Annotated in this window: 12 protein-coding genes and 3 pseudogenes; 4 read left to right on the forward strand and 11 right to left on the reverse strand. The window is 58.0% G+C overall.

The genetic code is table 11. The features are described from left to right. Positions 1 to 29: 29 nt before the first annotated feature. The 6 genes from KHO31_RS26630 to KHO31_RS26655 all read right to left on the reverse strand — a co-directional run bounded on the left by KHO31_RS26630 (position 30) and on the right by KHO31_RS26655 (position 5,733). Positions 30 to 1,088, reverse strand: a complete 1,059-nt coding sequence (locus KHO31_RS26630; protein ID WP_201072643.1) for a C45 family autoproteolytic acyltransferase/hydolase — start codon at positions 1,086 to 1,088, stop codon at positions 30 to 32. 132 nt (positions 1,089 to 1,220) lie between these two features. Next, complete coding sequence (locus KHO31_RS26635) at positions 1,221 to 2,075, reverse strand: MurR/RpiR family transcriptional regulator (protein WP_201072641.1); 855 nt, start codon at positions 2,073 to 2,075, stop codon at positions 1,221 to 1,223. A 303-nt stretch (positions 2,076 to 2,378) separates the two neighbouring features. Further along, the gene (petA, locus tag KHO31_RS26640; RefSeq protein WP_201073001.1) at positions 2,379 to 3,011 is read right to left on the reverse strand and encodes a ubiquinol-cytochrome c reductase iron-sulfur subunit; all 633 of its coding nucleotides are present in this window, start codon (positions 3,009 to 3,011) and stop codon (positions 2,379 to 2,381) included. Positions 3,012 to 3,198: 187 nt separating this feature from the next. After that, a complete protein-coding gene (pal, locus tag KHO31_RS26645; protein WP_201072638.1) occupies positions 3,199 to 3,717 on the reverse strand; it encodes a peptidoglycan-associated lipoprotein Pal in 519 nt (172 codons plus the stop codon). Between the two features lie 89 nt (positions 3,718 to 3,806). Beyond that, positions 3,807 to 4,253, reverse strand: coding sequence for a hypothetical protein (locus KHO31_RS26650; RefSeq protein WP_201072636.1), 447 nt, complete (start codon positions 4,251 to 4,253; stop codon positions 3,807 to 3,809). Between the two features lie 25 nt (positions 4,254 to 4,278). Continuing rightward, positions 4,279 to 5,733, reverse strand: coding sequence for a trypsin-like peptidase domain-containing protein (locus KHO31_RS26655; RefSeq protein ID WP_211624485.1), 1,455 nt, complete (start codon positions 5,731 to 5,733; stop codon positions 4,279 to 4,281). An 881-nt stretch (positions 5,734 to 6,614) separates the two neighbouring features. Between KHO31_RS26655 and KHO31_RS39470 the strand changes: the two are divergent. Beyond that, positions 6,615 to 6,935, forward strand: a pseudogene (locus tag KHO31_RS39470) (phosphate ABC transporter substrate-binding protein PstS); the annotation flags it as partial. 321 nt (positions 6,936 to 7,256) lie between these two features. Here KHO31_RS39470 and KHO31_RS26660 read toward each other — a convergent pair. Continuing rightward, on the reverse strand, positions 7,257 to 8,138 hold the full coding sequence (locus KHO31_RS26660) for a sensor histidine kinase (RefSeq protein ID WP_328822739.1): 882 nt from the start codon (positions 8,136 to 8,138) through the stop codon (positions 7,257 to 7,259). On the opposite strand from KHO31_RS26660, the pseudogene KHO31_RS26665 reads away from it, so the two are divergent. Together KHO31_RS26665 and KHO31_RS26670 are read left to right on the forward strand one after the other, a co-directional pair. Further along, a pseudogene (locus KHO31_RS26665) lies at positions 8,092 to 8,382 on the forward strand (hypothetical protein); the annotation flags it as partial. The gene KHO31_RS26660 and the pseudogene KHO31_RS26665 overlap by 47 nt on opposite strands. Before the next feature lie 67 nt (positions 8,383 to 8,449). Beyond that, the gene (locus tag KHO31_RS26670; protein ID WP_211624489.1) at positions 8,450 to 8,797 is read left to right on the forward strand and encodes a carboxymuconolactone decarboxylase family protein; all 348 of its coding nucleotides are present in this window, start codon (positions 8,450 to 8,452) and stop codon (positions 8,795 to 8,797) included. A gap of 76 nt (positions 8,798 to 8,873) precedes the next feature. Here the strand turns inward: KHO31_RS26670 and KHO31_RS26675 are convergent, their stop codons facing one another. The 4 genes from KHO31_RS26675 to KHO31_RS26690 all read right to left on the reverse strand — a co-directional run bounded on the left by KHO31_RS26675 (position 8,874) and on the right by KHO31_RS26690 (position 10,766). After that, complete coding sequence (locus KHO31_RS26675; protein ID WP_211624491.1) at positions 8,874 to 9,395, reverse strand: aspartate carbamoyltransferase; 522 nt, start codon at positions 9,393 to 9,395, stop codon at positions 8,874 to 8,876. Positions 9,396 to 9,565: 170 nt separating this feature from the next. Next, the gene (locus KHO31_RS26680) at positions 9,566 to 9,997 is read right to left on the reverse strand and encodes a YeeE/YedE family protein (protein ID WP_201072626.1); all 432 of its coding nucleotides are present in this window, start codon (positions 9,995 to 9,997) and stop codon (positions 9,566 to 9,568) included. A gap of 1 nt (position 9,998) precedes the next feature. Next, complete coding sequence (locus tag KHO31_RS26685; protein ID WP_201072625.1) at positions 9,999 to 10,433, reverse strand: YeeE/YedE family protein; 435 nt, start codon at positions 10,431 to 10,433, stop codon at positions 9,999 to 10,001. A gap of 15 nt (positions 10,434 to 10,448) precedes the next feature. After that, positions 10,449 to 10,766, reverse strand: a complete 318-nt coding sequence (locus KHO31_RS26690; protein ID WP_201072624.1) for an ArsR/SmtB family transcription factor — start codon at positions 10,764 to 10,766, stop codon at positions 10,449 to 10,451. Between the two features lie 86 nt (positions 10,767 to 10,852). On the opposite strand from KHO31_RS26690, the pseudogene KHO31_RS26695 reads away from it, so the two are divergent. After that, a pseudogene (locus tag KHO31_RS26695) lies at positions 10,853 to 11,714 on the forward strand (MBL fold metallo-hydrolase). The last annotated feature ends 290 nt before the right edge of the window (positions 11,715 to 12,004 follow it).

A 12,004-nucleotide genomic window follows, 5' to 3' on the forward strand; every position in this document is an offset into this window, starting at 1 on the left:
TCACTTTCCTTTCTGTTGGCGACAGCAACTCAGGCGTCGGCTTGCGTGGTCGGCATGCATGCGATGACGGTGTCGAACGCACATTGCCCCTGTCGATAGACTTTCATCGCGACAGCATCGCTGCCGATTTCGAAAAGCGTAGTCGCGAGCGTGTTTTCGTCGTCGGGATCGAGCGGGTCATCGCGGTAAATCGGCAGGCCTGAAGGCGCGCGATCCTGCAATACATCGACCAATGCGGCGGGGGTGATTGGACCTGCGAGCGTGGTCAGCAAATGGTCGACGCGCGCCTGCCGGTCACGCGAAGAATCGGTGACGATCTGCGCCTCGGCTTCGCAACCGGGATGAATCAGATGGTTCGCATGGCCAGCGATGGTGGACACCGTTTGCACGGAACATCGCTGTGCGCTTGCTTCGACGCTCAGGAGACGCCCGTCCCCCGCACAACCGAGCGTGTGATGAAAGCCGCTCGCAGCCGGCGTGCCGCGCAGGATGAGCAGCGTCTCGTCGAGCGAGACCGCATCGAGCACCGCTCGCGCGAGAATCATGCGTGGCACGCCGGTGGCCGGTACGCGAATGCGCAGATTGTTGATGGCCTGCACGAGACCGGCGCGGTTGGCCGCGAAGGTGTGCCCCGGCAACGATCCGGGGTAATAGAAACTAACGAAACCAGGCTTGCCGGCAGCTTGCACCTCGACCAGAGCGCAGCGCTCGCGCAGAAAGGCATCGCCGTCTTCGTTGTGGGCAATGAAGCGTGCATTGCCGTCGACGGCGGCCAAAGTCGTGCAGCCGTCCGGCGCGTTGTGAATCAACTCGCCGCGGCAGTTCCACAAAAAGATGTCTTCCGCCGACCAACCCAGTCCTGCCGCCATACCGTCCAACTCGACCAGCAGCGCAGGAAAATGCGCCTGGGCCGCCTCGCGCAACCGCTGGACGAACGGCTCTCCGCGCCAGCGCCGAACCGCGCGCCACGCACTGCTCTGTTCCATATAGCCGGCGAACACCGGTCTGGCGAGTTCGCCCAGCCGGTAGCCGATGTCATACGGCTCACCGCCCACCTGAAAGACACTTAAATCCTGCTTCGACGCCACGGCTCGCACCTATTCAACAATCGGTACGCATTTATACTTCAAAACAACATTTGTTGTCAAACAGCGTGATGATGAATCAAACGGAGCGGCCGTGCTCCGTGGCAAGTTGCGGCGTGCTTCAGAGGAAAAACTTCAAGGCACGTAAGCGCCCTTTTCATGCAGCGATTGCTCGGCGATGGCAAGTTGCTCGACCGCTCCCGCCCCTTCCAGGGCGAGCAGATGCGCAACCAGCGACTCAGAAATCGCCGTGGCCGCCACCAGCGAAGGAAAGAACGACGGGCTCTCGTGCGAAAAGATCAGCACCTTGTCGGCGTTCAACGCGATCGGCGAGACCGCGCTGTCTGTGATCGCGATCAGCTTGCTGCCCTTTTCCAGCGCGGCTTCGGCCACGCGCGCCGCTTCGACTGAATACGGCGCGAAACTGATGACGATAGTCGCGCTATCACGCTCGACCGTGCGCAGTTGCATCTCCAGCGTGCCCGCTTCGCCGTTGAGCAGCGATACCGACGGACGGAACAGCCGGTAGCCGTAGACAAGACCGAACGCCACCGCATAACAGGAGCGAAAGCCGGCGACATGCACATGCGGCGCGCGGCGCAACAGACGCGCCGCTTCCACGATCACGCGGCCGTTATGCGCGGCAGTGACTTCAAGATTGTGTTGTTGCGCGATCAGCAGGTCGTTGGCCAGCGCATCTTTTGATTTGACGAGTGAACGGGCGCGGCTGGTGAGCGGCTCGGGCCGCGTGCGCACGCGCGCGACAAACAGGTTACGCAATTCGTTCCAGCCGGGAAAACCCAATTGCTGCGACAGACGCACCAGCGAAGCCGGTTGCACCTGTGCCCGTTCGGCTACTTTGCGCATCGACGAGACCGCTACTTCGTCGGGATGGTCGAGCAGGAACCCGGCTCCCATCTGGAACTGTGGACTCAGTTCGGAGAAGCGCGCCCGGATCAGGGCGGCGAGCTGGTCGAAACTGTCTGGCATGCGGTGTACCGGGCGAGCGGTCGATAAGGATGACAACAAATGTTACCACCCGGTGCATCGCATCCAACAGAACTTCCAGTGTGCGGTTCACTTTCTTCCCCGATTTGTTCGAGTGTCGCCATATGAACGCCCTTCGTCGTCGATAAACTGAGCGCACCATGCCATGTGCGTCCGTACGACGCTACAAGCTCACATGCGGCGAGATGTTTTAGACCCGTGCGAACGCCTCAAAAAAACCCCTATTGCCGACATCGACTCAAGCTCCCCGTTCTTGTCACAGTCAGCGGCCACGCACAAGGACAATCACGCTTCTCCCTGCTCATCTTGCCCAATCAAGATTCTCGCTGGCGACGCAAACATATAGCGTGGTACGTCCAGATTTTGTGGTGCCGGCTTGTTCCTGAACACACGACCAGCAAGGTCGTATGTGGAACCATGACAAGGGCACAGGAAACCACCCGGCCAGTTGTCCGGCAGATTGGCCTGCGGACCCGGCTGAAATCTCGGTCGCGGAGTGCATCCAAGATGCGTGCAAACTCCAATGACGACCAGAAGGTTCTGATGATTTGGTCGCGAGCGGTATTCATTCCTGCAATAGCTCGGCAACGGCATGGAGAACGGATGGTCAGTGGAAGGGTCGGCGACTAGCGGATTGGCTTCGACTACATCATTCATCATGGCTTTGGTTCGATTGACGACAAATACCGGCATACCGCGCCACGCGACTGTCGCCATATCACCGGGCATCAGACGGCTGATGTCCACTGTGACAGGTGCGCCTGCTGCTCGGGCCTTCGCCGATGGCGCGAACGAATCAATAAATGGCACAAGGGTCGCGACACAGCCGACGCCGCCTGCAACCGATGTCGCAATCAACCATTTCCGGCGGCTATCGTCCGGGTGTTCTTTCGTATCTGCTTTCACCTCGCTCTCCATGCATTCGAGGCACATGTCTGTTTGATTTTTATTTCGCCGGAGCGTTCTGCACTGTGACCGAAAATGCTCCAATATTTCGGTGACTGTCATGTTGTGCCTGCTGAAAGACATCTCGGTGTCGGCTCAGGTTATAGATAACCTCTGGCAAACTACCGCGTGAGACCAACGACGCGCCGTGCATCACGGTTTACTGTTGGTATGCCAAATCCGCGCGGCGATTCTGTGCCCACGATGCTTCATCGTGTCCGGTTGCGACCGGCTTTTCCTTTCCGAAACTGACCGCCTCGAGCTGCGAGTCGGGAACGCCAAACAGAACCAACTCACGGCGGACCGCCTCGGAACGCTTCTGACCCAGCGCCAGGTTGTATTCGCTCGTGCCTCGCTCATCGGTGTTGCCCTGGATACGCACGTGGCGTTGTGGATGGCTCTTCAGATATTGCGCGTGCAGCTTCAGGAGCGGTTCATATTCGGGCTTGACGGTATAGTCGTCGAAGTCGAAGTAGACGCTGCGCTTGGCAAGCGGACTGTTCGGGTCGTTCAGCGGGTCGACACTGACCTGAGTAACGGCGCTCGGGTTCGTTTGTGCGCCGATGCCACCACTCGTACCAGTTGCGTTGGCACCCTCGTTGAGTTTGACGCCCGAGTGACATGCTGTTAGTGACCCAACCAGCAGAACTGCGAGCAACTTGAGAATTCTCGATGTCATTTTGGTTTCTCCTTACGTGGTTTAAACACTTCCGGCAACGACGAATCGTCATGGCCGCAACCTCCCCGGACGGTCACCAACCCTGGCAATCACTTGTCATCGTCACGCTCATGAAGGAAAAATCGACCACTGCGCAAATACTCAAACCACCCGCTACCACGCGACACGCCATCTCGCCACACTGGGTAATACGCTGGTCCATGGACCACCGGAGGAGGTCGATATGCCATCGGCAGAAAATCATTCTCAACGACCGACATGTCGCTCGCGACGGATATTGTGTTGACCACAACCGGGTTCAGCATCACGATGTCGAAGCTCTCTTCCGGACGAGCGCTCGCTGGCGGAATCACGCATACAGTCGACGAGACGATGAGCAAAGCGAATGGTCCGTATTTCATGGCTTTTTTCTCTCCAATCCGCCGACTTGTGAGTGATGCCGACAGGAACACCATTAGAGCGTCATCGCACTCAATCGCAACATCGAACGTTGCTTCATTTTGACCTCCGTCGAACTCCTTGAAATACGGGAGCATCCGTCGCTGGTATTCCTCGGTATTCCTATCCGATGTCGATTGCCACGAAAATTGGAAGACGATCACGCTGAACCAGCAGCGCGACGTTCCCGCCAGCGTGGTCTAGCTCGTCACGCAACTGAGCTGCGCTTGACACCGGTGTATTGTTGACCCGCGAGATGATGTCCCCCGGCTGAACGCCGGCTAGCTCTGCGGGACCCGTGCTCTCCTCGACGCGGATACCGCCGGTCACTCTGGCCTTTTGCCGTTCTTCTGATGTCAGACTGCGCACCGTCAGGCCAAATTGTCCGACCGTAGTTTTAACGGGTTTGGCCGAGGCGACCAAGTTTCCTCTCATTGCACCCAACACGACCGAAGTTTCATGGGCCTTTTGGTCACGCCAAAACTTCACGCGTACCGCAGTCCCCGGGCCCAAGTCGGCCACGACTAGAGGCAATTGCGTCGAGTCGGTAATTGCCACGCTGTTCACTCGCAATATAACGTCCCCGGCCCGCAAACAAGATTTGGCTGACGGCCCGTTTTTATCAACCGAACTGATGAGCGCGCCGACCGGCTGGGCCATGCCGAAGGACCGCGCGAGAGGCGCGCTGACCTCCTGAATGGTCACGCCCATGCGGCCGTGCTCAACTTTCCCGCGAAGCTGCAATTGCTGCTCTATTCTCATCGCGACGTCAATCGGAATCGCAAACGAAAGTCCCTGAAAACCATGATGAACCGGCATATCAATACCGATGACGTCGCCGTTCAAATCGAAGAGCGGCGCACCTGAGTCGCCAGTATTCAGGGTGAGGTCGGTCTGAATCAAGGGAACATACGTTTCGTCCGGGAGCAACCGTCCCTCGCTGCTGATGATGCCGGCAGTGGTTGTATTTTCAAATCCGTAAGGCGAACCAACAGAGACGACCCATTGCCCGACCTTCACATCGGATGGGTTTCCGATTTTCACTGTTGGCAAGTCATGCGCATCAATTTTTAGCAACGCTATATCGCTTGGCGGGTCGACACCGATGACCGATGCCTTGAATTCGCGACGGTCCGTGAGCCTGACGTTGATTTGCGATGCACCTGCAACCACCTGGGCGCCAGTGAGAATGTATCCGTCCGGGCTGATGATGAAGCCAGAGCCGAGGGCTCCCAATGACAATGTGCCTTCACTGGAACGGTTGGGGGAGAATTGTCTGAAGAACTGGACGAACGGGTCATGCTCGTCCGATGCGGGCGGCCAAAGCGGTGTCAGATTGGCGACATGGCTCGCGCGAGCCGCGCTGATATTAACCACGGCGGGCCCGTTCTGCCGCACGATATCTGCAAAGTCCTTCGTAATCCCTGTCGAGATGACTCGCGGTGTCGTCGGTATGGCGCTGGGCACCACCGAACCCTGCACTGTGGACAGATAGGTGGGCCTGGACATGCATCCGACAGACAAAACCGCCACCAGACACGCCGCAACCGGCGTACGCATCAGATTTCCGGCTCGCATGACACCGCTCCTAGCGATGTGGAAATGACCTGCGTGGTGCAGCGCTTACGCAGGCGCCACGTATGCATTCCCTATTACGACGATTCCAGCCTATGCGGATAAACTTAAGAGACACTTAAAATTTCCGCGGGAACGTTTATAGAACCTCGGTGGCCGGCTCGGTCTCAGATATGCGCATCGCTTTCGGCTGGCGATGCAAGGCGACGGGGCTACTTCAACCCACGCGCCCGCCAGATGCCGACTTTGCTAGTCGTCAAATTGGTATGGGTGCTCGGTCGTGCAATCCCGAGTTTGGCGTACTGCCGATCCGGTGAACTGCCGGCGCGCGCCGCTCACCCAACTTGGGTAACGCGAACCCGGCGAGCGCCGCTGCGCCCAAGGCCAAAGACCCACACGTATCGCGAATCTCACGCCGCTCACGACGAGACGAACCTGCGTGCGATACCGTGGTCGATGTTGATACAGATATCAACATCACGTGCACGGGCGGAAGAATGACAAATGGAAAGCCTCGTTCAGACGAGGCACTTGCGCATGAACGTGTCGTTGACGCCAGACGCGAAGTGCACGCAGCGTCGATAGCACTCGAAGCACGCGTCACTGAAAAAAGGAGTACGAAACCATCGACCTTGAAACTGGCGCGGTTCGCGGCAGCCATGCAGGCGTTGCGATAACAGGCGACCCGATTTCTCCCACCGTTCTTTGCTTCATACATCGCCGCATCGAATGCATTCAAAAGTGACCTCAGATTTGAAATCCTATGGCTCAAAGTGCAAGCACCCTTAAAAACAGGCAACTCTTTCACACCGCGACAACCCCAGCCGTAAGACGCAGAACAATTTAAAGAGACTTCGGAACAGATTAAGCGCCAGGCTCGCCAGGTTCAGCCAGAGACAGAAACGTTCAAGGCCGCCGCTGCTGGCGCCAACTGGTCGAAGTCGTTCTACCAAATCCTGACGAATGAACCGGGCAAGGATGCGTGGCCGGTTGTCGGCGCTACCTTTGTACTGCTGCACACCGCGCAGGAGAAGCCGGACCAAGGTAAGGAAACGCTGAAGTTCTTCGACTGGGCATTCAAGAACGGAGACCAGGCTGCTCAGGACCTGGATTACATTTCCCTGCCGCAATCCGTTGTTACCGAAATCCGCTCGCAATGGAGCGCAAAGGTAAAAGACACTGCTGGCAAGCCAATCGCTGAATAAGTCTTCGAGGCGTCAAGCGCGCTCCCTCGCGGAGCGCGCGATACCGTAACGCCGGACAGAACATCTTTGCAAAGAAATCTCGCACGTCTGACATGCGGGCGTCTCGAACGTCAGAAACGGAAACCAGCTACCACTCTGCTCGCACGGAAATTAGTAGCCCCTCCTTAAGAGCACCTTATGCAGAGACGAAACGCCCTGAAGGGTTGCGCCTTTCGCTAATGGTCAGGAATAGGCGTGGCGCATGTAGCCCGCGGTATTGAGCTTTGGCTACCGGCAACGTGCCATTGTCCGGGACTGCGAAACCCAGGTGCATCGCATCGGTCACGTGTGCGTGCGCCAGCCCGGTTCAAGGCTCACACTTGACGACCGCGCTGCAACAGCAGGATTGTCTACAGGAGCACGGCGCAATCCGCTCACAGAGACCTTCAGCCCTTGTCCATCCGTTCGGTTGAGCACAGAAAACCCGGCGTGATGCTTCGCCGCCACCTTTGCTGCGATGGCTAACCCGAGCCCACTTCCCTGTCCGGTTGTGTTTCCCGCACGATAGAACCGGTCCAACACGCGTTCAAGGTCGGCCGCCGGTATGCCAGGTCCGTTGTCGACAACCTCCAGCGTTACTTCGGCATCGTTCGTGCAAAGCCCAACATCGACCTGCCCGCCAGGTGGGGAGTACCGAATGGCATTGTCGACGAGATTCGTGACCATCGTTGTCAGTGAGGTCTCGTCTCCATTCACGACGATTGGGCTTTCCATCGCCGCTGGACCGGTACATTCCAGACCTATGTCAATTCCCTTGTGTTCTGCCAGCACGGAAAGTTCGCCGACTACCTGGGTGGCCACACGGCGAAGGTCGGCATTGCCCGCGCGCGCGCTTGCCTCGGCATCTTCACGCGCGAGGGTCAGCAACTGCTGGACGAGATGGATTGCGCGATTCACCCTATCCTCCAGTTTGCGCAGCAGGTCCTCATCGCTCAGTTTCGCGTGGTCCCGTCGTGCAACCTGAATCTGGAGCTTCAGCGCCGTCAACGGAGTTCGAAGTTCATGCGCCGCGTCCGCAACAAACACGCGCTGCGCTTGCAATGCCCCGTCGAGACGTACCTGCAGGTCATTCAATGCCTCAACAAGCGGCTCGACTTCCGTGGGTATGGCATTGACCATACTCCAGCAGCATTGGTTGACGATGCAAAGTGCGATGACAATCATGCACGGGATGTGGGGCCCGGGGATGAAGGGCTATGGAATGGGCCCAGGAATGATGGGTGGGACCGGGCCCGGGATGATGGGCGGCTGGGGGCATATGGGCGGCTACTACTCGCACCTGACGCCCGAGCAGCTGCGGCAGCGGCAATACATGACAGACCAATATCTGCGGATGCAGCAGGAGATGATGAACAACATGATGTTGCAACAACAGTACCGGATGGGGCCACCTGCCGATACTCAGTAGATATGCTGAAGAATCGATTGCTGAAAACCTTCTAGCCCTCGAGGGTCGTCAAACTACAGGAGCGGACATGAACGACATTTCTGCCTATAAAGAGCTCACGGGCGCAGTTTCCGTTCAGATGCGAGCGATGCGCGCGTCACAACCCGAGTTGATGGCTGCATTCGGCCAACTCGCTGCAGCCGGTACAAAAAACGGGGCACTGTGCCGAAAGACGCGGGAATTGGTGGCATTAGGGATTGCGATTGCCTGTCGTTGCGATGACTGCATCGGTTTTCACGTCCAGACGCTGGTGAAACTCGGCACTACAAGAGCCGAGCTGGAGGACGTGCTCGGCACCGCGGTCTATATGGGAGGCGGCCCATCGATGATGTATGCCACTCATGCGCTGAGAGCCTTTGAGGAGTTCTCGCCCTGAATATCAACGCGTTCGGATTGTCTTGCCAGTTTCCGCCACGCAACCGATTCCTTGATAAAGCACCATAGTATTTAACTTAGGGCGGCGTCATGCCCGCGTGATGATGCATATGCCCATCCATCGCGTCAGCACCGTGGTCCGAAAGCTGCGCATCGAACCATACGTGAAGTGACGACACTAATTTCGGGTCGTCGCTGCGATAGGTGAGCTCGCCTCCATCTTTAATGTTCTTATACGCAATCGTTATCTGGCCGGGCTTTGCCGCTCTGAGTTGCGCCAATCCGGGCATGTCAGCTCCGTGCGTCCGGGCAGGTCCCGAAAAATCACCATGCTGAAACTGCGTCTGGATTTCACGCAGGTGCTCACGAATCAGCTGAATCTGGACGCCATCAGTTGGGTTTTTCGCAATCACCTGCTGGGTTCCACCATCGTCCGATTTGGTGAAGATGTGAGTCGTGGCCTTGAGGCTGAACGGCATGACCGCCGCGCCTCGCTGTGCTACCTCGGCCTGACGTTCACCGTCCGTGGCGAACGATTCAAGCGGCGCGTTCAAGCCTGCAATCACGATAAGCGCAGTAAATAATAAGGCAGGTTTCATCGAATGAGACTCCCGCGTGGTTATCAGTAATGCCTGACTGCCCCCATTCCCGCAGACAGGCCGACAGCAAGCAAAGCTAGCAGCGCTAGCGTCGGGCCACATCCAGGCGAAGAACAAAGAGTCGCGGGGGCTGTCCTCGATGGCCCCGCCTGCACCAGTCAGTGCGAGAATCAGGCCTGGTGCCGACCCAGCTTCGCACGCTCAAGGCACTCGAACACAACCATGCCGCCGAGCATCGCGGCCACAAAACCCCACGCCTTGGGAAAGCCCGCGCCCAGTGCGACCAGCGCGGGCCCCGGACAAAATCCAGCAAGCCCCCAGCCGACGCCGAACACCGCGCTTCCCAGTACAAGTCTCAGTGTCACGTCGGTGCTGGCCGGAACCTGCATGGGCAACCCCAGCAGGGATTTCTTGCGGCGTTTTGCAAACAGGAACGCGATAGTGCCGACGGCTATCGCCCCGGCCATCACGAATGCAAGAGACGGGTCCCAGCGCCCCGCGATGTCGAGAAAACCCAGCACCTTTGCCGGATTGGCCATGCCGGACACCATCAGGCCAACGCCGAACAGAAGCCCGGAAAGTAAAGCGGTGAGCCAACCCATTTCAGCCTCCCAGCAGATGTCTGGACACGAACACGGTCAGAAAACCGCTTGCCATGAATGTTGCCGTCGCGACAAGCGAACGGATGGACCCGCGCGAGATGCCGCAGACACCATGGCCGCTCGTGCAACCGCTCGCGTAACGCGTGCCGATGCCAACCAGAAATCCCGCGGCGAGTATTTCGCCCCACCCAGCCTGGATATCGGGCGCTATCGGCTTACCCAGCAAGCCTGCCAGCGCAGGTGCCCCGACAAGCCCTGCAAGAAAAGCGACACGCCATCCCGCATCTTTCTGTGGCGAGCCCAGCAGGCCGCCGAGAATACCGCTGATGCCAGCGATACGTCCGTTGAAGAGAACAAGCACGGCAGCCGCAGCGCCAATCACCAGGCCGCCTGCCAGTGACAGGCCCGGCGTGAAACTCGCGATATCAATCGACACGGCCCCTCCTCATCTTCATTGGGCGCAAAACTGGTCGTACAGGACGGTCATGACTGCAATCGCTTCCTTGCTCGCGATGGAATAAAAGATGCTTTTTCCATCCCGACGCGTCTCGACGAGTTCGCTTTCACGAAGTACGCCAAGCTGCTGGGAGAGCGTGGGCTGACGTATCCCCAACTGCTCTTCGAGGTCGCTCACGCACAACTCGCCCTGAGATAACTGGCACATCAGCAACAACCGGTCAGGATTGGCCAGAACCTTCAGTAGCGCACAAGCTTTCTCTGCTGAGGCCTGCATCACCGCAAGCTCGATTGGGGCGGACTTCTTCCTCATCTGATCATCCTATAATTTATACACCCATATTATATTTAATAATAAATTATTTGTACATAGAATGAACGGCATCTGAGGAGGTCTGGATGCAGCCCATCGTTCAACCGTTTTTTGACCCGGTCACCGGCACAGTCACATACGTAGTTTTCCAGTCCGGGCATCCGGAATGCGCAGTCATTGACCCGGTCCTTGACTACGATCCCAAAGCAGGACTCACTTCAACGACGAATGCCGACAAGGTCACCGAGTTCGTTAGCCAGCATGGCCTGAGCGTTCAGTGGATTCTGGAGACTCACGCGCACGCGGACCACTTGTCCGCAGCGCATTATTTGCGGGGCGAGCTCGACGGGAAGATTGCGATTGGAGAGCACATTCGCACCGTTCAAGCGGTCTTCGGGAAGCTTTTTAATCTCGAGTCGGAATTTCATGCAGACGGGTCCCAGTTCGACTATCTGTTTCGCGAAGACGAGGAGTTTTTTATCGGTGGCCTGACGGCAAAAGCGTTGTATGTGCCGGGCCACACCCCTGCGGGCACGGCCTACCAGGTTGGCGATGCGGTCTTCGTGGGCGACACGCTTTTCATGCCAGATGTCGGTACCGCACGCTGCGACTTCCCCGGCGGCGATGCCCACAGGCTATACGGGTCGATTCGGAAGCTGCTGGGCCTGCCGGGCAACACCCGGCTTTTCATGTGCCACGACTATCCGCCCGAGGGCCGGACACCCGAGTGGGAAACCACGGTGCTCGCGCAGCGTGCGCATAACATCCATGTGCACGACGGCGTAACGGAAGAACAGTTCGTCAGCATGACGCGAAGCACGCGACGCAACGCTTGCGATGCCCGTTCTTATCCTGCCATCCGTCCAGGTGAATATACGGGCCGGCGATTTCCCACCTGCTGAGGAAAACGGTACTTGCTACCTGAAGATTCCCTTAAACGCACTCTGATGTGAACACTATGCAGCACCGACTCGTCTGCTGGGCATCTTCGGCATCGGGGCGAGCCTTACGCTGGCGATTCTCGGCTCTCTTTCGCGGGCCTCCCTATCACGGCTTCGAGGTCGGCTTGGCTCTGCGGGAACCGTTGGAAAAACTGTTCTCGGAGCAATGTTCATCGTCTTCGGCGTGCTCGCGCTCACAGGGCTGGATAAGATGTTGGAGACGGCGCTGCTGTCTGTGAGCCCGGCTTGGTTGACCAACTTCACAACGTCCCTGTGAGCCTCGCAAGACATAGATGT

This window comes from Paraburkholderia domus, assembly GCF_905220705.1.
GTDB classification, from domain to species: domain Bacteria; phylum Pseudomonadota; class Gammaproteobacteria; order Burkholderiales; family Burkholderiaceae; genus Paraburkholderia; species Paraburkholderia domus.